Annotated in this window: 22 protein-coding genes and 1 pseudogene; 12 read left to right on the plus strand and 11 right to left on the minus strand. The window is 71.2% G+C overall.

Going from position 1 to position 20182, the window contains the following annotated elements:
• The coding region (locus tag ACFU5O_RS33155) for a PAS domain-containing protein (RefSeq protein WP_384246060.1) at positions 1-202 on the minus strand (202 nt) is incomplete at its 3' end.
• A gap of 395 nt (positions 203-597) precedes the next feature.
• Between ACFU5O_RS33155 and ACFU5O_RS33160 the strand changes: the two genes are divergently transcribed.
• Positions 598-1347 carry a DUF4232 domain-containing protein gene (locus tag ACFU5O_RS33160; RefSeq protein WP_384246062.1) on the plus strand — a complete coding sequence of 250 codons (750 nt, stop codon included), beginning with the start codon at positions 598-600 and terminating at the stop codon, positions 1345-1347.
• Positions 1348-1436: 89 nt separating this feature from the next.
• Positions 1437-2402 carry an amidohydrolase family protein gene (locus tag ACFU5O_RS33165; RefSeq protein WP_384246063.1) on the plus strand — a complete coding sequence of 322 codons (966 nt, stop codon included), beginning with the start codon at positions 1437-1439 and terminating at the stop codon, positions 2400-2402.
• On the opposite strand, the gene ACFU5O_RS33170 is transcribed toward ACFU5O_RS33165, so the two are convergent.
• The gene (locus ACFU5O_RS33170; RefSeq protein WP_384246065.1) at positions 2399-2665 is read right to left on the minus strand and encodes a DUF397 domain-containing protein; all 267 of its coding nucleotides are present in this window, start codon (positions 2663-2665) and stop codon (positions 2399-2401) included. The genes ACFU5O_RS33165 and ACFU5O_RS33170 overlap by 4 nt on opposite strands.
• Positions 2652-3488, minus strand: coding sequence for a Scr1 family TA system antitoxin-like transcriptional regulator (locus ACFU5O_RS33175; RefSeq protein ID WP_384246066.1), 837 nt, complete (start codon positions 3486-3488; stop codon positions 2652-2654). Before ACFU5O_RS33175 ends, ACFU5O_RS33170 begins: the two co-directional genes overlap by 14 nt.
• 111 nt (positions 3489-3599) lie before the next feature.
• Between ACFU5O_RS33175 and ACFU5O_RS33180 the strand changes: the two genes are divergently transcribed.
• The 3 genes from ACFU5O_RS33180 to ACFU5O_RS33190 all read left to right on the plus strand — a co-directional run bounded on the left by ACFU5O_RS33180 (position 3600) and on the right by ACFU5O_RS33190 (position 5059).
• Positions 3600-3821 (plus strand): hypothetical protein, encoded by a 222-nt coding sequence (locus ACFU5O_RS33180; RefSeq protein ID WP_384246068.1) that lies wholly within the window; start codon positions 3600-3602, stop codon positions 3819-3821.
• The gene (locus tag ACFU5O_RS33185) at positions 3818-4027 is read left to right on the plus strand and encodes a hypothetical protein (RefSeq protein WP_384246108.1); all 210 of its coding nucleotides are present in this window, start codon (positions 3818-3820) and stop codon (positions 4025-4027) included. Before ACFU5O_RS33180 ends, ACFU5O_RS33185 begins: the two co-directional genes overlap by 4 nt.
• Positions 4028-4225: 198 nt before the next feature.
• Positions 4226-5059: a putative protein N(5)-glutamine methyltransferase gene (locus tag ACFU5O_RS33190; RefSeq protein WP_384246069.1), complete on the plus strand. Its 834-nt coding sequence runs from the start codon at positions 4226-4228 to the stop codon at positions 5057-5059.
• Positions 5060-5161: 102 nt separating this feature from the next.
• On the opposite strand, the gene ACFU5O_RS33195 is transcribed toward ACFU5O_RS33190, so the two are convergent.
• Entirely contained in the window at positions 5162-5656 is a 495-nt protein-coding gene (locus ACFU5O_RS33195) for an RICIN domain-containing protein (protein ID WP_384246071.1), read from the minus strand.
• A 317-nt stretch (positions 5657-5973) separates the two neighbouring features.
• Here ACFU5O_RS33195 and ACFU5O_RS33200 point away from each other — a divergent pair, with 317 nt between their 5' ends.
• Together ACFU5O_RS33200 and ACFU5O_RS33205 are read left to right on the plus strand one after the other, a co-directional pair.
• Positions 5974-7446: an ABC transporter permease gene (locus ACFU5O_RS33200; RefSeq protein WP_384246072.1), complete on the plus strand. Its 1473-nt coding sequence runs from the start codon at positions 5974-5976 to the stop codon at positions 7444-7446.
• A gap of 52 nt (positions 7447-7498) precedes the next feature.
• A complete protein-coding gene (locus ACFU5O_RS33205; protein WP_384246073.1) occupies positions 7499-8188 on the plus strand; it encodes an ABC transporter ATP-binding protein in 690 nt (229 codons plus the stop codon).
• A gap of 426 nt (positions 8189-8614) precedes the next feature.
• On the opposite strand, the gene murQ is transcribed toward ACFU5O_RS33205, so the two are convergent.
• Both murQ and ACFU5O_RS33215 read right to left on the minus strand, forming a co-directional pair.
• Positions 8615-9550, minus strand: coding sequence for an N-acetylmuramic acid 6-phosphate etherase (gene murQ / locus ACFU5O_RS33210; RefSeq protein ID WP_384246075.1), 936 nt, complete (start codon positions 9548-9550; stop codon positions 8615-8617).
• Between the two features lie 35 nt (positions 9551-9585).
• Entirely contained in the window at positions 9586-10533 is a 948-nt protein-coding gene (locus ACFU5O_RS33215; protein WP_384246076.1) for a MurR/RpiR family transcriptional regulator, read from the minus strand.
• An 81-nt stretch (positions 10534-10614) separates the two neighbouring features.
• Between ACFU5O_RS33215 and ACFU5O_RS33220 the strand changes: the two genes are divergently transcribed.
• Positions 10615-10971 carry a hypothetical protein gene (locus ACFU5O_RS33220; RefSeq protein ID WP_384246077.1) on the plus strand — a complete coding sequence of 119 codons (357 nt, stop codon included), beginning with the start codon at positions 10615-10617 and terminating at the stop codon, positions 10969-10971.
• Positions 10968-11228 (plus strand): DUF4031 domain-containing protein, encoded by a 261-nt coding sequence (locus ACFU5O_RS33225; protein ID WP_384246079.1) that lies wholly within the window; start codon positions 10968-10970, stop codon positions 11226-11228. Before ACFU5O_RS33220 ends, ACFU5O_RS33225 begins: the two co-directional genes overlap by 4 nt.
• 31 nt (positions 11229-11259) lie before the next feature.
• On the opposite strand, the gene ACFU5O_RS33230 is transcribed toward ACFU5O_RS33225, so the two are convergent.
• Positions 11260-12486 (minus strand): Cmx/CmrA family chloramphenicol efflux MFS transporter, encoded by a 1227-nt coding sequence (locus ACFU5O_RS33230; protein WP_384246106.1) that lies wholly within the window; start codon positions 12484-12486, stop codon positions 11260-11262.
• Positions 12487-12593: 107 nt separating this feature from the next.
• Positions 12594-13241, minus strand: a complete 648-nt coding sequence (locus tag ACFU5O_RS33235; RefSeq protein ID WP_384246080.1) for a hypothetical protein — start codon at positions 13239-13241, stop codon at positions 12594-12596.
• A gap of 44 nt (positions 13242-13285) precedes the next feature.
• On the opposite strand from ACFU5O_RS33235, the pseudogene ACFU5O_RS33240 reads away from it, so the two are divergent.
• From ACFU5O_RS33240 to ACFU5O_RS33250, 3 genes and pseudogenes are all read left to right on the plus strand, one after another.
• Positions 13286-13653 (plus strand): annotated as a pseudogene (locus ACFU5O_RS33240) (hypothetical protein); the annotation flags it as partial.
• An 85-nt stretch (positions 13654-13738) separates the two neighbouring features.
• On the plus strand, positions 13739-14107 hold the full coding sequence (locus tag ACFU5O_RS33245) for a DUF6479 family protein (protein WP_384246081.1): 369 nt from the start codon (positions 13739-13741) through the stop codon (positions 14105-14107).
• A gap of 109 nt (positions 14108-14216) precedes the next feature.
• Positions 14217-14906 carry a copper homeostasis protein CutC gene (locus tag ACFU5O_RS33250; RefSeq protein WP_384246083.1) on the plus strand — a complete coding sequence of 230 codons (690 nt, stop codon included), beginning with the start codon at positions 14217-14219 and terminating at the stop codon, positions 14904-14906.
• 344 nt (positions 14907-15250) lie between these two features.
• On the opposite strand, the gene ACFU5O_RS33255 is transcribed toward ACFU5O_RS33250, so the two are convergent.
• From ACFU5O_RS33255 to ACFU5O_RS33265, 3 genes are all read right to left on the minus strand, one after another.
• Positions 15251-16489 carry an FG-GAP-like repeat-containing protein gene (locus ACFU5O_RS33255; protein ID WP_384246085.1) on the minus strand — a complete coding sequence of 413 codons (1239 nt, stop codon included), beginning with the start codon at positions 16487-16489 and terminating at the stop codon, positions 15251-15253.
• Positions 16490-16521: 32 nt separating this feature from the next.
• On the minus strand, positions 16522-17751 hold the full coding sequence (locus tag ACFU5O_RS33260) for an FG-GAP-like repeat-containing protein (RefSeq protein ID WP_384246086.1): 1230 nt from the start codon (positions 17749-17751) through the stop codon (positions 16522-16524).
• A 140-nt stretch (positions 17752-17891) separates the two neighbouring features.
• Positions 17892-19868, minus strand: coding sequence for a HelD family protein (locus ACFU5O_RS33265; protein WP_384246107.1), 1977 nt, complete (start codon positions 19866-19868; stop codon positions 17892-17894).
• Positions 19869-20182 lie beyond the last annotated feature (314 nt).

A 20182-nucleotide genomic window follows, 5' to 3' on the forward strand; every position in this document is an offset into this window, starting at 1 on the left:
CGGTCTGGGCGTTGACGAGGCGGATGCTTCCGGCGTCGTCGACGATGACCATGGCGTCCGGCGCGGCCTCCAGCAGCCCCCGGAACCGCTCCTCGGGCGACCCCGGCGGGGCGTCGAGGCGCGAGGTCCGGCACTGGCAGGGAACGGCGGCGCCGGACCCTAGGTCGGACTCCAACGAGACTGCGGCGGTGATGCCTTCCATGGCTGCCTCCCGGACGGATGCTGCCGGCTGCGGAGTCCCGGAACGCCGATCGGGCGGCTGCGGAATCCGCGACGGCGGCATCCACGACTGCGGTGTCCACGACTGCGGTATCGGGACATCTCAGCGCAGTTCGTCCCCGCCTGCCCCCGTGAGTCCGATTCTGATCGGCACTGGCTCAGATCAGACCTCAGTGGGCGTGGTCCTTGAGCTTCTCGGTGCCGAGGGTGATGGCAACGGCGGCGGGGAGCGGGACGGGCGGGCCGGTACTCATGCGACCCCGGAGCGGCCGGTTTCCGTAGTGGTTTCGGCAAGGCTCCGTCACCAACCTGTGAAGGTCCTGCGGGACGCTGATGCTCTCAACAGCGCACTCGCGCTTCTCACTCGGGGGACCACAGATGAGCAACCACACCCGTCTTACCGTTCGCAGAGCCGCCGTCGTTCTCGCCGCCGTATCCGCACTGGCCTTGACCGCCTGTGAGCCCGCCGGCGGCAGCGACGACCGGTCGAGCGGCCCCGGCAAGTCGACCGCGAGCCCGGCGAGTTCGGCGGGCGCGGGGTCGTCGGGCGGCGGCTCCTCGTCGTCCGGCGGTTCGTCCACCTCCGGCGGTTCGTCCACCTCCGGCGGTTCGTCGTCCGGCGGTTCGTCGGCGGGAGGCAAGGGCAGCAGCTCCGGCGGAAAGACCGGAGGCACGGGCGGCAGCGGCACGAGCGGCGGCTCCTCGTCCAAGGACGACAAGGCCGTCCATCCCTGCACCACGGCCGAGTTGACGTTCACCGCGGACGTGGCCGACAAGGCCACGAGCAGCTACCTGCTGAAGGTCACCAACAAGAGCAGCAAGGCCTGCAAGGCCCTGAACTACCCGATCGTGACCTTCGGCGACCTGGACGGTCAGGCGACGCAGCGCGAGGAGACGCATCCCGGCGCCGTCCTCACCCTCAAGCCGGGCGAGTCGGCCTACGCAGGGCTGATGGGCGGCGCCAACGACGGCAAGGGCAAGACCGTCGGGTCCATCGCGATGACCATGGACACCGGCACCGCCCGGGACCAGGAGCCGCTCACCGCGAGCACGCCCGGCTTCTACGTGTCGTCCAAGGAGTCCGTGACCGCATGGCTGGGCAACGCGGAGGATGCCCTGAGCCTTTAAGCGGTCGGGCGGGCAGGAGGCGGGCAGGAGGCGGACGGTGGTGCCGGGGGCTCCGGTGGACACCGCACAGGACCGGCACGAAGCTGGAAATGATGCGGACCGATGTGCACGCCCACCTGTGGAGCGAAGGCTATCTCCGCCTCCTGGAGTCCTACGGGCGTGAGGACACCGCGACACAGCGGGGCCTGGGAGCGGGCGACAGCCCGGCGGAGCTCGACGCCCGGTTCTCGATGAACGACGCCGCCGGCATCGACCACCAGATCCTGTCCGTCTCCCCGCAGACCCCCTGCTTCCCGGCCGAGAAGCAGTCGGTGACGGCCGCCCGGGAGGCCAACGACCTCTACGCGGAGGTCGTACGGAAGTGGCCGACACGCTTCTCGGCCTTCGCCGCGCTGCCCCTGCCGCATCTGGACGCCTCGCTGGAGGAACTGGCGCGGGCACTCGACGAGCTCGGGATGGTGGGGGCCGGGCTGACCACGTCGGTGCTCGGCCGCAGCCTCGGGGACCCGGCCTTCCGGCCGATCTTCGAGGAGTTGGACCACCGGGGCGCGGTGCTGAGCATCCACCCGGCGGGCCAGGACGCCGGATCGCCGCTCATCGCCGAGAACCGGATGCGGTGGATGGTCGGCGCTCCGGTCGAGGACACCATCTGCGCGATGCACCTCATCCTCGAAGGCATCCCCAGCCGCTTCCCACGGCTGCGCATCGTCCACTCCCACCTCGGTGGCGCCCTGCCCATGCTGCTGCCCCGCGCCGACGAGCACGTCCAGTGGGAGGCGCCGGACGTCATCGAGATGCCGACCGTCGCCGCACGTGCGATGTATTACGACACCGTCGCCCACGGCCATGAGGCCGCGCTGCGTGCGGCGGCCGAGTCGTACGGCGCGGACCAGCTCATGCTGGGCACGGACTTCCCGTACCAGACCGGCGGCGCGCTGCGCCGGGCCGTCGTCTTCATCGAGGACACGCTGGTGCCGGAGGAGGCCGAGGCGATCCTTACGGCGGGCGCGGAGCTGCTTCCGAAGGGAAGCGGCCCCGGCCGCGGGCGCGCCTAGCCGTTCCTGACGTCCGCGACGAACGCGGACCAGGCGGCGGCCCGGAACACGAGCTTCGGGCCGTCGGGGTTCTTGGAGTCGCGGACGGGGACGACGCCGGCGTGGTGATCGGCGACTTCGAGGCAGTCGCCGCCACTGCCGTCGCTGTAGGTGGACTTGCGCCAGGTGGCGACCTCGATGCAGTCGCCGCCGCTGCCGCCGCTGTAGCTGGACTTGTGCCAGATCGCGGTGCTCAGTTCGTACTCAGGGCTATGGCTCTTCATGGGCGTAATCCTCCGCCACCGATTCGATCAGGGCCAGGGATTCCTGCGGTGACCATGCGCTCGCCGCGACCAAATCGTAGGTCAGTTCGTGGCGGGCGACCGTGGCCGGGTCATCCTCCAACTGCCCTGTGCCCAAGCCCTGGAGGTAGGCGAGTGGGGGTGCGTCCGTGAAGGCCATCAGCTTGAGCGCCCCTTCTAGGGCCATGTGCGCGCCCGCCTCGAACGGCAGCACCTGCACGATCACCCGATGCCGGCGCATCATCGCCCCGATGTGCCCCAGCGCCTCCGCCATCACCACCTCGTCGCCGACCTTCCGGCGCAGCACCGCCTCGTCCAGCACGGCCCACAACAGCGGCTTTGTTGGATCGTCGAGCAGGCGCGCCCGCTCCAGCCTCGCGTCGACCAGGTCGTCGATCACCGACTCCGCCGCGACCGGCTGGTACGCGCGGAAGACAGCGCGCGCATACGCCTCCGTCTGCAACAGGCCCGGGATCAGCAGCGGCGCGTACTCCTTGATCGTCGTGGCGATCGCTTCCGCCTCCGCCGCCTCGGCGAAGTGATCCGGGTACTTCGACTTGTTCGCCGCCTTGCAGTTGCGCTCGAAGAAGCCGTTCGTACCGAGTATTTCGTCGATCCTGCACGCGATGTCGTGCTGCATCCGGCGCGTACCCGCCTCCAGCTGGCCGATGAACGACGCGCTCACGAAGAGCGGTTCGCCCAGCTCGCGCTGGCTGAGGCCGGCCTTCTCGCGGGCATGGCGCAGCTCCGCGCCGAGAAGGGCCCTGGGAGACGTGGACGGGTCTAGATCCTTCGGTCCTGGCATGTCAACTCCGTGTCACGCACGTGGGGTTGTTGGGCCGTCGACACTGGTCAGGCTAACCCTCCCGTGACCACTCTGTGTACAGAACGCGAATACTCAGAGTGGAGGTGCCTGATGGCGTCGGTGCGATCGGCGGAGCGGCTGCGTGCCGCGGAAGAGGTCGTGGCCCAGCTGCGGACCGAGCTGGACTCGACAGGGGTGACCCTGCCGTCCCTGCGGGTGGATCCCGTGTCGCTCATGAGCGAGTCCGCGACGTACCCCCTGGTCGACCTGGGGCGCTGCAACCTGGACACGGCGCTGCGGCTCGCGGCCGTCCTCCATGAGGCGCGCCGGTGAACCCGGGGGCCGGGGAGTACGCGATCGACTCGCGCGACGGGCGCATCGGGCGCGTGATGGGGCACGAGGGCCCTTACGTACAGCTACGCCCGCCGGGCGGCGGGCGGGAGTGGGACTGCCCGCCCGAGGCGCTGCGGCCGGCGCCTCGGGGTGAGGTGCTGCGGGCGCGGGTCAGGGAGCGGAACAAGGAGGGGCGGTTGCCGTGAACGGGCAGCCGTCGGCGGTCGGCAGCACAACGTGCACGAGTAGCCGCGCCGAGGAGGGTGCCGCTCGGGTAGGGTGACGTCTCCAGCAGAACCAGGACCGGGAGGTGAGACCCATTACCGCTGTTGCAGGCCGGGTGCTCGCCTCCACGCCGTCGTAGGTGGCTGAGGGAGCCCCGCTCGGTATTCCGAAAGGCTCCCGTGGTTCTCCCTTCCGATCTTCCGCTTGATCTTCCCGCCGTCGCCGCCGTCGTCGGCCGGCTCCGCACCGCAGGCTGTGTATTCGCCGAGGACGAGGCGGAACTGCTCCTCTCCACCGCTCGCACCCCCGCCGAGCTGTCCGCCATGGTGGACCGGCGCGTCGACGGTCATCCCCTTGAACACGTCCTCGGCTGGGCCGAGTTCCGTGGTCTGCGGATCTCCGTGGACACCGGCGTCTTCGTGCCTCGCCGCCGTACCGAGTTCCTGGTGCAACAGGCCCTCGACGCCCGTCCGGATGCGTCCGTGGTCGTCGACCTGTGCTGTGGAACGGGGGCGGTGGGCGCCGCTCTGGCCGCGGAGCTGGCCGGCGCCGTCGAGCTGTACGCCGCCGACGTGGACCCGGCGGCGGTGCGGTGCGCCCGGCGCAATGTGGCTCCCGCCGGTGGGCGGGTGTACGAGGGGGACCTGTTCGCCCCGCTGCCCGCCGCGCTTCGGGGGCGCATGGACATCCTGGCCGCGAACGTGCCGTACGTACCCACGGAGGAGGTCGGGCTGCTTCCCGCCGAGGCGCGGGTGCACGAACCGCTCGTCGCTCTCGACGGGGGCGCGGACGGGCTGGACGTACTGCGTCGCGTGACCGCGGAAGCCGGTGAATGGCTGGCGCCCGGCGGCCTCCTGCTGTTCGAGACGAGCGAGCGGCAGGCGCCCCGGGCCGTCGAGGCGTTGTCCGACAGTGGGTTGGTGGCGCGCGTGGCCATGTGCGACGAGCTGTACGCGACCGTCCTCGTCGGCTCACAGCCGGGCTGGTACTCCAGTGCGACTTCGCGACATTGAGCGGCCGGCGGCGCCGCCTGACCACCGCCAGGACGGACTCTCACCGTTCGGGAGCACATTCGGGGTGTGCACCCTCCCCACCCGCCCCAGCTCACAAGGCTGTCAGTGCCACCGCTGCACAGGCGGCGCGGGCTCTGCGCAGGTCCAGAGAGTGAGGTAGGCGCCGTTGGCCCAGGAGTTGCCCTTGGGAGTGATGCACTTACCACCATGCTGCGTAAAGGTGTGGCTGTTCCCCACGACGAACAGCTGAGATGCGGCGCTGCTGTTGCAGGTCCACAGCGTCAACACTGCGCCGTTGGTACCGCTCGCATCGCCGCTCGGCGTCAGGCACTTGCCGCTCGACTTGTGCACAATTCGGTTGTCGGACCTAATCATCCACTGCTGAAGTTCGCTACCGGTACATCTCCATTGGGTAATGATCGCCCCATTCGCGGTGCTGTTGCCCTCGGGAGTAGCGCAGAGGGGGGCTCCCAGATAGTAGCCGTTGTCCAACGTGCTCCAGTATCCGTAGTCGACCGCCTTTGCGGTACCCGCGTTCAGCATGCCCAGGGACAGTGAGAAGAGAAGAGCCGTCAACACTGTTGTGAATTTGCGCATCAATATTCCTAGCACTTTTGGTTTGATTGAGAATGCGGGCTGTATCGGAGTCCGACTACTGTGGCGTTCTCGTCCGCGACACGAAACCTAAGCCCCCCGCGAGGGACAGAGCTGTGCATGGAGTGCACGACTCCTCGACATTGCGTGCAATGCTCGGCGCAGCCGCGCGATGCGGTACCGGACCTCGGAGCCGGTGTCCTCGGACCGCCGTGGATCGGTGGGCGGAGCGGACCCCGCCCACCGTGCCCGCAGAAACACTCACGCGTCTCTCATCCAGGGCTTAACCCATCATCAGGCGGCGTCCATAGCTTCGCGCCATGTTCTTCACCTACCTCAGGCGCGAACTGCGCCGCCGCAGGAAGGCGGCGCTCGTCGTCGCCTCGGGGCTCGCCCTCGGAATCGCGCTGGTCATCGTCGTCAACTCGGTCTCGGCCGGGATGAGTCAGGCGCAGGGCAAGGTGCTCGAGTCGCTGTACGGGCTCGGCACCGACATGACCGTCACCAAGGCCGCCGCCCCGCCCGGTGAGGGGGAGACGGCGCGGCGGCCACGGTTCGAGTTCGACGCCAAGGACGGTGACGACGACGCCGAGCAGAGCCAGGACATCGTCATGGTCCAGGGCTTCGAGACACTGGCCGCCTCGACCGTCGCGCAGGTGGGCAGGCAGGACGGGGTCGCGGATGCCGTCGGTGGGCTGAACGTACGCGTGATGAAGGTCGACGGGCAGTTCAAGCGGGGGGAGTTCCAGCAGGGGCCGCCCGCGCAGGGGCGGGGCGGTCCTTCGACCGGTGAGGTACGGGGCGGCGGGGCGGAGTTCGACGTCGACTCGTACTCCGTGTACGGGACGGACGTCGCCCATCAGGGGCTCGGACCGCTGACGTCGTCGAAGATCACTTCGGGGCGTACGTTCAAGGCGAGCGAGACCTCGGCCGAGGTGGCCGTCGTCGACAGTGCGTACGCCAAGGAGCAGAAGCTGCGGGTCGGCGGGACGCTGACCGTCTCCGGGACGAAGTTCGCCGTCATCGGGGTGGCGACGGCCGACAGCGGGGACGCGGCCGCCGATGTCTATCTGCCGCTGGCGCAGGCGGGGACCCTCGCCGACGCGAAGGACAAGGTCACGACCGTCTATGTGAGGGCGACCGACTCGCAGCGGATCGGCGAAGTCAGGGAGACCATCCGGAAGAACATCTCCGGTACGACGGTCACGACCTCGGCCGATCTCGCAGAGACCGTCTCCGGATCGCTCTCCACCGCTTCCGACCTGGCGACGGGCGTCGGCAAGTGGTTGTCGATCGTGGTACTGGCGGCGGCGTTCCTGGTCGGCGGACTCCTGACCTCGTCGGCGGTGAGCCGGCGGGTGCGGGAGTTCGGCACCCTGAAGGCGCTGGGGTGGCGGAGCCGCCGGGTCACCGGGCAGGTGGCGGGTGAGGCGCTCGTCAACGGTCTGATCGGCGGGGCGCTGGGGATCGGGCTCGGGCTGGCCGGGGCGTGGGCCGTCACGGCCTTCAGCCCGACGCTGACGGCGCAGCTGGGTGGCGGAGCCGGGACCGGGGGCGGTCAGGGCACGGGCGGCCCGATGCTCGCGGGTTCCGGCGGGCCGGGCGGTCCTGGCGGGGCCGTCCGTGAGGGCGCGTCGCGGGCGCTCGACGTCGCGCTCACCGCCCCCGTCTCCCTCACCACCGTCGGCCTCGCCGTGGCGCTCGCGGTGACCGGTGGGCTGATCGCGGGCGGGTTCGGCGGGTGGCGTGCCTCGCGGCTGCGGCCCGCGGACGCGTTGAGGCGTGTCGAGTAGCCCGAAAGAACCACTGGCCAACGTGCATATGTACAGCAGGAGTTGAATCACGATGTACGAACTCACAGGCGTCACCAAGCGCTACCGGCGTGGCAAGGACACCGTTCAGGCGCTCGACGGTGTCGATCTCACCATCGAGGACGGCGGACGACTGGTGATCCAGGGACCGACCGGCGGCGGAAAGTCCACACTGCTCCAGATGCTGGGCGGCCTGGACCGCCCCACGAACGGGTCCGTCGTACTGGACGGGGTCGATCTGGCGACCCTGCCGGAGGCGCGGCTGACGCGGGTGCGGGCCGAGAAGATCGGCTTCGTCTTCCAGAGCTTCAACCTCGTCCCGACCCTCACCGCTCAGGAGAACGTCGAGACCGCGCTCGTGCCGCTCGGTCTCAGGGCCGCGGAGCGCCGCGAGCGCGCGGGGGAGGCTCTGGAATCGGTGGGGCTCCGGGAGCGCCGGGGGCATCTGCCGGGTGAGCTCTCGGGCGGGCAGCAGCAACGCGTCGCGATCGCACGGGCGTTGGTGAAGCGGCCCGCGGTGCTGCTGGCCGACGAGCCGACCGGGAATCTGGACGAGTCCATGCGGGACGAGATCATGGAGCTGCTGGAAGGGCTGTGGGAGGAGAACGGGCTGACCTTTGTGATGGTCACCCATGACTCGGCGCTGGCGCAGCGGGCACCGAGGGTGGCGACGATCCGCAAGGGGCGGGTGGCGATCGCGGAACGGGCGGCTGGAGGGGCGTAGCCCTCGCGCCCGTGCGCGGCCCGCGACACGGCGCCCGGGCGCTTCCTTCCGGTCACCTCGCTGCAGGCCATGTGTCCGGAATTCGTGGGCGATGAGGCCGGGGGTGCGCGTACGGCAACCGAGCCCGCTGCTGCGCGGTTCCTGCGCCGCATTGCGATCGATGGACCTCGGGTGCCCCACCGCGCCGGAGGCGGTCACCAGTGACGACCGGCGCGTGCAGGAGATCCGTCAGTGGGTACGGGACGGATCTGCGCGTTCGGGCCGTCGCTTCCCGGCCCGGTTCCGACCGGCTCCACGGCTCACTCATGGTGTGCTCGGCGCCGCGATGAGCGGATGTGCCCTGGTGGCGGTGGTGGTGGTCGGAGTGCTGGGGGGCCGGACCGCGATGCGTGCCGCTCGGGGATGGCGGCCGGCCGCGGACCGACCCTAGTCGAGCAGCGCCTCGCGGAGGTGGCCCTTCGCTTTGTCGAGGCGGGCGACGGCCGTCGGGGCGTCGAGGTCGGCGAGGAGCATGAGGATCGCCGTCTTCACCTCGCCCTCCGCCGCGGTCAGGGCCGCCTCGATCGCCTCGTCCGGGGCGCCGGTCGCCAGGGACACGATCCGCCGGGAGCGCGCGTGCAGCTTCTCGTTGGAGGCGCGGACGTCGACCATCAGGTTGCCGTACGTCTTGCCGAGTCGGATCATCGTGATGGTCGAGATCATGTTGAGGACCAGCTTCTGGGCCGTGCCCGCCTTCAACCGGGTGGAGCCGGTGAGGAGTTCCGGCCCGACGACCACCTCGATGCCGTGCTCGGCGGCCGCGGCCAGCTCGCTTTCCGGGTTGCAGGACAGGCCGACGGTCAACGCGCCCACGGCGCGGGCGTGTTCTACGGCGCCGACCGCGTACGGTGTGCGGCCGGAGGCGGAGATGCCGACCACGGTGTCGTCGGCGGTGAGGCCGACGCCGTCCAGGTCCTGTGCCGCGAGCTCCCGTGAGTCCTCGGCGCCCTCGACGGCGTGCACCAGCGCCGTGGGGCCGCCCGCGATCAGGCCGACGACCTCGTCCGGGCCGGTGTTGAAGGTGGGCGGGCACTCGCTGGCGTCCAGCACGCCGAGCCGGCCGGCCGTACCCGCGCCCGCGTAGATCAGCCGGCCGCCGCGGGCCATCCGCTCCGCCGTCGCGTCGATCGCGGCGGCGATGAGGGGGAGCTGGGCGGCGACGGCACCGGGGACGGAGCTGTCCTCGCCGTTCATGATCCGGGCGATGTCGACGGTGGGCAGCCGGTCGATCTCGGCGAGCTCGGGGCGGAACGCCTCGGTGGTGAGGGCGGCCAGCTGGGCACGGAGCCCGGAGTGGTCCTGCGCGTCGTGCGTGGAGGTCATGGGTGCGCGGCTCTTTCGACGGTTCGCGGTCGGCGTCAGCGGGCGCGTGGCGAATGGCGGTGCGCGAGGGCCTCGTACGAGGCGGACAGCGCGGGGGCGGCCGTCTCGTACGTACGCTGCGCGACACCGATGAACAGGCAGTCGACGACGAGGAGCTGGCTCGTGCGCGAGGACATCGCGGCGGGCCGCAGTTCGCTCTCGCGTGCCGTGGAGGTGGTGAGGACGTGGTCCGCGTACTGGGACACCGGGCCGTCCGGGCGGCCGGTGATCGCGACGGTCGTGGCACCGTGGTCGAAGGCCACGCGCAACGGCTCGATGATGTCGCCGGTCGAACCGGAGTGGCTGATGGCTATCGCCACGTCGCCGGACCGCAGCTGCACGGCGTTGGTGACGGCGAGATGCGGGTCGCTGTGGGCGTGGGCGATCAGCCCGATACGCAGGAGCTTCTGGGCGAGGTCCTGGGCGACGAGGCCCGATGCGCCCACGCCGTATATGTCGATACGGCGTGCGGCCGAGAGCGCGCCGACCGCGGCGCCGAGCTGAACGGTGTCCAGACCGGCCGCGGTGTCCGCGAGGGTCTGCTGCTCGTCATGGGCGAGCTTGGCGACGACATCGGCTATCGGGTCGTCCACCGCGATGTCGGCGGTGACGGCCGGGGCGCGGCCGGACTGCTGCTGCGCGGCGAGACCCGCGAGCGCGAGCCGCAGATCGCGGTAGCCGGGGTAGCCGAGGAGGCGGGCGGTCCGGACGACCGTGGCCTCGCTGGTGCCGGTGAGCTCGGCGAGTCCGGTGACCGTGAGGGCCGCGCAGCCTGCCGGGTCGCCGGCGACGGCCACGGCGACCCGTTGCATGGAGCGGGTCATGGAGGGGGCGAGCGTGCGGACCTTGGCCGCGAGCGCGGCGGGCGCGGGCGGGGTGCCGCCGCCCGTGGTGGCGGGACCGCCCTGAGAGTCGATGAAAATTTCCTTCACCTCATTGGTCACTGTTGAAAGATATTTTCGGTGAGGTTGTGCCGTCAACCCCCTGTCCGTCCCATCCGTACCGGCCGGGGTGACAATGACTTCATGAACGACGTCGATCCGCTGGAGCAGGCGCTGCACGCCGCCCGTGCCCTCGTGCTCGCCGACCTCGCGGCCCGCGATGTGGCCCACGCCGAGGTCGTCTCGCTCGTGGAGGAAGCGGTCGCACAACGCCGTTGGTGGGTCGAGCAGTGGCCGGAAGGCGCCGCCTTTGTGTCCGGACTGCTCGCGCAGGACGTGCAGGACGCGCTCCTGGAACGGTACGGCCGCTGGCCGCTGTGCCCGGTCTGCAGCTCGGGCGAACCCCACGCACTCGACGTGGAGCCGGAGTTGGGCCCGGACCCGCACTGGGTGTGCGGCAAGGCGGGAGTCGTGGTGGCCCCCGTCGGCGGGCTGTCGTGACGGTTTACATCGACCCGCCGAACTGGCCTGGCCACGGCCGTATGTGGTCCCACATGGTCAGTGATGTCTCGTTCGACGAACTGCACACCTTCGCGGCGTCGATCGGCTGCCCGCCCCGTGCCTTCGAACGGGACCATTACGACGTTCCCTCGCACCGGTACGCCGACGCCGTGCGCGCGGGCGCCGTGGAGATCGGTTCCAAGGAGCTCGTACGCCGGATCACGGAGGCGGGGCTCCGCCGCCGCAAGCGCGGCTGACGGCGGTCACCGCGCCCGCCCCGGGTGCGGTTCAGCAGGCCTCGGCCGCCGGTTCCGGCCTCACGGCCGCCTTCGCGACCACGAGGTCCCTCGAGCCGGGCGACATCTCTGCCTCCCGGCGGTGCAGGCGCAGCGAGACCGGGATCAGAGCCAGGGCGACGACACTCATCGCCGCGCCCGCCCACGCCGTCGAGGCGAAGCCGAACCCCGCGTCGATGACCGTGCCGCCGAGCCAGGGCCCGGTCGTGTTGCCGAGGTTGAACGCGGCCGTGGTCGTGGCTCCGGCCAGCGTCGGCGCGGCGCCCGCGACGTTGAACATACGGGCGTTCAGTGCCGGGGCCGAGCAGAAGGACGCCATGCCGAGCAGGAACGACAGCCCCACCACCAGGGCGGGCACCTCGGCGAACAGCGCCACCGCACCCAGGAGCACGGTGGCCGCGGTGACGCCGCCGGCCATCACGCCGAAGAGGTGCGCGTCGGCGAACCGCCCGCCGATCGCCGTGCCGGCCAGCGCCCCGATCCCGAAGAGCGCCAGTACCGCCGGCACCCAGCCGTCGCTCAGGCCCGCGGTGTCCGTGATCAGTGGGGCGAAGTACGAGAACGCGCAGAAGACGCCGCCCCCCGCGAGCGCGATGACCGCGACGGTCAGCCAGAGCTGACGGTTGCGGTAGACGCCCAGCTCACGCCGCAGTTGCGGCTTCTCCTCCGGGAGGGGAATCCGCGGGATCCGGGTCACGACGCCGACCAGGGCGAGCGCGGACGCGGCCCCCACCGCCCAGAACGCGGATCGCCAGCCCAGGTGATCGCCGAGGAACGCGCCGGCCGGTACGCCGAGCACGTTCGCGATCGACAGGCCGCCGAGCATCACCGCCATGGCGCGGGCCCGGGAGCTCACCGGCACCATCGCCATCGCCACCGCCGCGCCCACCGCCCAGAAGCCGGCGCAGGCGAGCGCGCTCATGACACGGGACGCGAAGAGCACCTCGTACGTCGGCGCGAGGGCGCCCGCGACCTGGCCGAGACCGAAGACGGTGATCAGCGTGATGAGCGTGGCCCGGCGGGGAAGCCGCAGTGTGGCCACGGCGAGCAGCGGCGCGCCCACGACCATGCCGATCGCGAACGCGGATATGAGCAGCCCGGCCCGCGGAATCGACACGCCCATGTCCTCGGCGATCGGCGGCAGCAGTCCGGACAGCATGAACTCACTGGTGCCGAGGGCGAAGACGGAGATGCCCAGGATGTAGACGGCGAGTGGCATACGGGGGCGGGGTACTGCGGCTGAGTCCACGGGCATGACAGTCGCCAACAGCGGGATTGTGCCTGTCATTCCCGTGCGGGACACCTGTCCGCATGCCGGACCGGGCGTTACGGGCGCTCCAGGCCCTCCAGCTCCGCCGAGAGGTTGCGGCGCGCCGGGGCCTCCCACCGCTGTTCCCCGTACGGGGTGCGGAACAGGCGAGGCAGGCCGAGGAGCTGCCGCAGTACGGCGGCGCGTCCGGCACGGAAGGCGTCGTCGGGGACGAAGCCGTACTCCTCGCGGACCGCGGCGGTGTAGGAGGCGTAGGTGTCGGGCGGCGACGCGAGGATCGCCAGGTCCGCGTCGCACAGGACCGTGCCGTTGCCGTCCCCGTCCTGGGCGGCATGGGTCTCGGTGAGGCGGACGAGACGGGCGACCTCGTCCGTGTCCTTCGGGGTCAGCCCGGCCTCCGGCAGTGCCCTCTCGGCGAGACGGGCGCTGCGCTCCTCGTTCTCCGAGCGCTCGGGGAGGTAGACGGCGTCGTGGAACCAGGCGGCGAGACGGACCAGGTCGGCGTTGTCCGCGTACGGCTCGAGCGTGTCGATGTGGCCGAGCACCGCGGCGAGGTGGTCGACGGTGTGATAGCGACGCTGCGGCTCCGACCAGCGGGCCAGCAGATTGTCGGCGTAGTCGGACGGGTCGGGGGAGCCCGGGTCCTCGCGGACGGCGAGCAGTGCGGCGTACCAACGGTTGCGGAGGTCCCTGGTGTCGGCCATGCGGCCCATTGTCCCTGGGGGCGGGAGCCGGTCGGGTGGCGGGCATGACCGATTTCCGTGACCCCGAACTCCCCGGACTCCTGCTGCACGCCGAACGCGACACGTTGATCCCGCTGCTGCGTGCTCGTCCCGACGACGACTTCGCGATGCGTACGGCCTGCCCCGGCCGGGACATCGCGGAGCGGGCCGGCTGCTCCCACAGCGACGTCGTCGACGAGCTGCAGCGGAGCGCGGGATGACCGGGGCCGGGCCCGTCATGGCGGCTGCCGGGCACGGGCGGCTGGACGCGATCGCGCTCGGCGAACGGGTGCACGCCGGAGACGTACGGGAGGCATTCGGGGTGCCCGGCGCGTACGAGGGGGAGGGCCCGGAGCACGCCCTGGCCCTGGCGGCCGGGCGGCGCCGTCGCCGTTCTCGAAGACGTCCCTTTTGTGCGTATCGGACGATAATGGGAGCCTCAGGGTTGTGCGCCGTTGCGACATGCGGAGGCAGACGCCATGAATTCCTTGATGATCGTCCGGAGCGGTCCGGTCACCGACCTGGCGTCGGGGGTCAACTTCGCTCCGTTCATCCTCGGAATCTTCCTCATCGCCCTGCTCGCAGGCGCGATGTGGTGGGACGGCCGCCGACGGGCCGCCGAGAGGGCGCCGAGGCCCGAGGAGCAGCCGAAGCCCCCCGGCCGTCAGGCGCACATCGAAGAGGTGCGTGAGCCGGACGAGGACAGCTTCCCCGACGACGGTGGGCGGCTGCTGCCGTACAACCTGAAGCCCTACTCGACCCACAGCGGGGGCGAGGCGCCCGAGGCCGCTCCGGAGCAGGAGAAGGGCGGCGGCGGGCCGGCCGGGAGCGGCGGTCCAGGCGGCTGAGGCCGGGTTGCGCGGGTAGGTGCGGTCCCGACTGCTGCATTCACCATGCATGCGCATTAGGCTGGCCCCATTATTGGACTAGACCTATTTGTGCCGGAGGGATGGGGCCATGAGCAACCGCGCAGTCCTGGAGGTGATCGCCCTCGACGTCCGGGACGCGGTCGCCGCGGAGTCCGGAGGCGCCGACCGCCTGGAGCTCGTCACCGACATGGCGGCGGACGGCCTCACGCCGTCCGAGGAGACCTTCGCGGCCGTCCGCGCGGCCGTGGGAATCCCGCTGCGGGTGATGCTGCGGCTCACCGACGGCTTCGCGGCGGGCGACGTGGACGCGCTGGTCAGGGCCGCGGCGGAACTGAGGGCGGCGGGCGCGGACGAATTCGTCCTGGGCTTCCTCGATGCCCACGGCAACCCGGACCTCGTCACCGTCGAGCGGCTCATCGCCGAGATCGAGGGCTGCCGGTGGACGTTCCACCGGGCGATCGACCGCGCGGCCGACCGCGATGCCCTGCGCAAGCAGCTCGCGGACGTTCCCGGACTCGACACGTACCTCACCGCCGGCTCGGCGGCGGGCGTGGACGACGGCCTGCCGGTCCTCCTCGCGGAGGCGGCGAGGCGGGAGGACCCCGGGTACCAGGCGCAGATCATGGCCGGCGGCGGGCTCCGCCTGGACCACCTGCCCGCGCTGCGCGCCGCGGGCGTCGACGCCTTCCACATCGGCGGTGCGGCCCGGCCGGGTGGGTGGTCGGCGCCGGTCGACCGCTCGGCGGTGAGGGAATGGCGCGAGGCGCTGGACGCGTAGCGTCCGGGGTCCGGGGTCCGGGTGGCGCGCTGTGCCCGGCACGGGGTGGGTGGCCGGTGTGTGCGTCCTCCGGGGGACCCCCGAAGGGCCCACCGGTGCACGGCCCCGCCCCGGCAGCGTTGCGGCGCCTGCCGCCTGGTGAGTGGTTCACACAACAGGCGTCAACGGCACCCGCCCCTGGGCCGGATCGGTGTTGCCGCGGTGCGGTGCGGTGCGTCGGATGTCCCGTCGGCTGTGCCGTCACGGCGGGGCCTGTCGGGCCTGGGCCGCCGGGGATGACGGGAATGACGGACGGCACCCTCGGGAGCTGGGTCCCGAGGGTGCCGCAACCGCCCGGCGTCGCGTCAGAAGACGCGCACGTTCGGCGCGGTGTCCCAGAGCATGTCCGCGTTCGGGCCGCCGATACCGCCGCTGCCGTTGCCGTGGTAGACGAACAGCTGGTAGTCGATGGGCCGCAGGAGGTCGGAACGGCCGTCGCCGTTCACATCACCGGTGGCCATGACCGGCTGGTCCGAGGGCCAGGCGTACGACAGCTTCTTGCGGGCGCCGAACGTGCCGTTGCCCCTGCCGGAGTAGAGCCAGAGCGCGCGCGATCCGTCACGGGCCACCAGGTCGGCCTTGCCGTCGCCGGTGAGGTCGCCGGGGGAGACCAGCCGGTTCATGCCGTTCCAGCCGGGACCGACCTTCTGGCGGGTGCCGAAGGCGCCCTTGCCGTTGCCCGGGTACGTCCACAGCGTTCCCGCGGTGTCGCGGGCGACCAGGTCGCGGCGGCCGTCGCCGGTGGCGTCGCCGATCGCGGTGATCTCCCGCATGGTGTTCCAGCCGGAGCCGACCCTGGCCCGGGTGCCGAAGGTGCCGTCGCCCTTGCCGGGGTAGAACCACAGCACCCCGCTGGTGTCGCGGGCGAAGAGGTCCTCCTTGGCGTCACCGTTGTAGTCGCCGTGGCGCACCAGCTGGGTCATGGCGTTCCAGCCGCTGCCGACGAGCTTCCCCTTGGTGACGCCGTCGGCGTTGCCGATGCCCGACAGGAACCACAGCCGGCCGTCGTTCGCGCGCTCCAGGAGATCGGCGACGCCGTCGTTGTTCAGGTCGCCGAACCGGGCCACGGCGGGCAGGGAGTCCGGCCGCTTGCTCTCGGGCTGCTGGTACCAGTCCATCCACGGGACGCCCTGGAAGGCCTCGTACTCGGTCGTGGTGACCCGCATGGAGCTGATCTTGTTGTCGAACCGGTTGTCGAAGGAGCCGTTGCCGAGGTCGACGGGGCCGTTCTTCGGGGTGACGACGACGAAGTCCGGCGAGGTGCCGTAGTTGGGCTGGATGTACAGCGTCGCCCACAGATTGCTGTTGTTGACGACCGACGAGATCTTGTCGTTCCAGGTGCCGAGCGTGGGCATCGAGGACGAGAAGGTCGCCATCTCGCCCGTGTAGCCCGCGCCGGAGAAGACGCAGAACTTCCCCGAGGGGCAGCGGGCGGAATTGTCCGCGGCGGCCGCGTGCGGGGCCGCGGTGACGAGCGTGGCGAGCGACGCGGCAAGGGCGGCAGCCGTGCCCAGGGCGCGCCGGCCCAGGGTGGGTCCGAGCATGAATCGTGCTCCGTTTCGAAGCCGTGAGGGAATCAGAAGACGAGGTAGGTGGCCTGGGCCGCGGCGAGCTTCCTCGGCGACCTGAGGCCGCCGTTCGCCGCGCCCGTCCCGGGGTAGGCCCGCACCGCGGCGATGCCCGGCGCGTGCGCGACGATGTCCGGCCGTCCGTCGCCGGTGACGTCGCCGAGCCCGGCGAGCTCGGTGAACCCGTTCCAGTCGCCGTTGCCGATGAGGCTCCGGGTACCGAAGGTGCCGTTGCCCCTGCCCGGGTAGAACCACAGCTTCCCGGCGGTGTCGCGGGCCACCAGATCGGCCCGCTTGTCGGAGTTCATGTCGCCGGCGCCGACGAGCTCGTTCATGACCTTCCAGCCCGTGCCGACCTTCTTGCGGGTGCCGAAGGCGCCCTTGCCGTTGCCCGGGTACGTCCACAGGACGCCCGTGCTGTCGGCGGCGAGCAGATCGGCCTTGCCGTCGCCGGTCAGGTCACCCGCGGCCGCGAGGTCGCGCATGGCGTTCCAGCCGGAGCCGACCCTGGCCCGGGTGCCGAAGGTGCCGTCGCCCTTGCCGGGGTAGAACCACAGCACCCCGGTCGTGTCGCGGGCGAAGACGTCTTCCTTGCCGTCACCGTTGTGGTCGCCGTGACGGGTGAGCTTGGTCATGGTGTTCCAGCCCGAGCCGACGAGCCGGTCCTGGCCCGCGCTGCCGTAGACGTGGGACGTCCACAGCTGGCCGAACTTGTTGCGCGTGAACAGATCCGCGTATCCGTCGCCGTTGGCGTCGCCGAAGGCGCCGTCGGCCGGCAGCCCGGCGGGCCGGGGCTTCGGCCCGTAGTCCGACTGGTAGGTGGCGAACCGGCTCTCGGAGCCGCAGAAGTCGTCCGCCTCGGGGCCCAGGTCCAGGGAGCTGACGGCGTTGTCGAGCTCCGGGAACGAGCTCTCGTCGAACGACACCGGACCCGAGTAGTAGTGCGTGGCGCCCGACGGGTCGAGCCCGGGACGGAGGTGGAAGCACACCGGCGACCCGGAGTTGTTCGTGAACGAGCTGATGCGGTTGTCCCAGGCGCCCAGCGTGAGCCTGCTCCCGGTGACGACCAGCATCTCGCCCTTGCCCAGCGGGTCGCTGAAGACACAGAGCTTGCCCCAGTCGCAGCGGTCGTACCCGCTCGCTGCCTGGGCAGGCACGGTGGTCGCGGTGGCGATCAGCCCTCCGACGGCACCGGCCATGAGCGCGCCGCGCAGGGCACGCTTGGAGAAGAAACGCACGCAATCCCCCAGGGTGTGCGCAAGTGGTGGAGTAGTGCACTCGAAATCATCGAATGATGGCCGGATCATAGCGGTTGTTGCGCGATTCAACTACATGGGCGTCGGCGAGCGGCCGGACCGGGGCGGATCCGGCCCGCCTCTCAGGCCAACTGTGTCGGCAAGGGGGCCGCGTGCAGTACCGCCAGGCCCGACACCGCACGGGTCAGGGCCACGTACAGACGGCGAAGTCCGGTGCGTTCGTCCGGCTCCGCGTCGACGATCGCCGCGGGCTCGTCCAGCACGACGTAGTCGTATTCAAGTTCAAGGCCCTTCGCGAGGGACGCCGGCACCAGAGTGAGCCGTGACGCGGCGGTCGTCTCCTCACCGGGGGACAGATACGACAGACCGGCCTCCCCCAGGGCGGCCTCGAGCGCCGGGACACGCGCGTCGGCCGCGATCAGTCCGATGGAGCCCTCGTGCCCCAGGGCCTCCACGCACGCGGCCACCACATCGCCGTCACCGGAGGCCGTCCGGATCTCCAGGGACCCCGGCGACTCCCGCACCGACCGGACCTCCGCCAGTCCCGGCGACATGTGCGGCAGCAGCCGCGACGCGTACGCGATCACCTCGCGCGGTACACGGAAGCCCGCCGTCAGTTCCTCCACCGCCGCGTCCGGCTTGCCGAGATGGGCCAGCGCCTCCGCCCAGCTGCCCGTCGCCCACGGTGTGGTGCCCTGTGCCAGGTCACCGAGCACGGTCGCCGACCCCGTCGTGCAGCGTCGTCCCACGGCCCGGTACTGCATCGGGGACAGGTCCTGCGCCTCGTCCAGCACCACGTGCCCGAGCGAGTGCGTGCGCTCGACCAGGTCGTTCGCCTCGTCGATCAGGACCGCGTCCGCGGACGACCACTGCGCGGCCCGGACCGAGCGCGGCGGCCTGGTCCAGAGGACCGTCTTTTGCTCGTCGGCGGTCAGGACGCCGTCCGCGTGCTCCGCCAGGAAGTCCGCGTCGGAGAGCAGCCGCAGGACCAGCTTCGCCGGGTCCACCGCCGGCCAGATCGCCTTGACTGCCGCCTTCACCGCCGCGTTGCGCGCCACCGCGTCCTGCACCCGGTCGTCGGGGGCCTCGCCGGCCTGTTCCATCCGTACGAGCACGGCGTGCGCGATGCGCTGCGGAAGGGCGTCCCTGGCGGCGCCGTACCGGATGTCACGCTCCTGCAACTCGCCGACGATCTCCTCGAGTTCGTACGCGGGAACGCGCCAGCGCCGCGAACCCCGCACCACCATCAGGGCGTCCGTGGGCATCGTGACGTGCGAGCGCACCGCACGCCGCAGCACCTCCGCCATCCGGGCGTCGCCCTTGACGATCGCGGCGTCGGCGCTGTCCTCGCCGCGTACCTCCACCTGCGCGACGAGATCGTCGACCGTCGCCTGCTTGACCTCCAACTCGCCCAGCGCCGGAAGGACCTGCTCGATGTAGTGGAGGAAGGAGCGGTTCGGCCCGATGACCAGGGTGCCCGTACGGGCCAGCCGCTCCCGGTGCGCGTACAGCAGATACGCCACCCGGTGCAGTCCGACGGCCGTCTTCCCGGTGCCGGGGCCACCCTGGACGCACACCGTGCCGGACAGGCCCGACCGCACGATCTCGTCCTGCTCGGGCTGGATCGTGGCGACGATGTCCCGCATGGGGCCGACGCGGGGACGTTCGATCTCCGCCTGGAGCAGCTTGCTGGTCCGCTCGGCCTCGGAAGGGTCGGTGAGGTGCTCGTCCTCGTACGCCGTGAGATCGCCGCCCGTGTAGCCGAAGCGGCGGCGCAGGGCGATGCCCTGCGGGTCCTTCTTCGACGCCCGGTAGAACGGCTGTGAGACCGGCGCACGCCAGTCGATCACCATCGGATCGCCGTCGGCGTCGTGGACGTGCCGCCGCCCGATGTACAGCGTCGTCTCGGCCGCCTCCAGCGGCGGGCCCTGCCCCTCCCGCGTGGTGTGCAGACGGTCGAGCCGGCCGAAGAACAGCGGGGTGTGGGCGAGATCGGCGAGCGCCTTGATGCGCTCCGCGATCTGGGCCTCGAGGACGGCGGCGTTGACCCAGTTCGCGGTCACGTCACGGATGTCGAGGGCCTGGACGTCCTCGCGCATCGCGGTGAGGGCGGTGCGCGAGGCGGCCAGATGGGCGCGCTCAAGGGCGAGGGGATCGTGCGCGGGCACGGTGCTGCCTCCGGAAGGTACGGCGAAGGTACGTGGGATGTGGGGCACGGCTGCGCGTCCGGTTTCCGTCCGGACGGCGGCGCTCCTCGGAGGGAGGCGGGCAAGACGGGCGATTCTAGTCAGCCCGGCGAGCGGGGGCGAACGGTTTTCCGCGGGGTGGCTCCGCCCGGGGTACGAGGCGGGGTCGTACTCAGCCGGTCCGCGAAGCTCCACCCCGTAGGGGAGGCCGTATGCCCGAAGTCGTA

It is taken from the genome of Streptomyces sp. NPDC057445 (assembly GCF_042802855.1).
Taxonomy (GTDB): domain Bacteria; phylum Actinomycetota; class Actinomycetes; order Streptomycetales; family Streptomycetaceae; genus Streptomyces.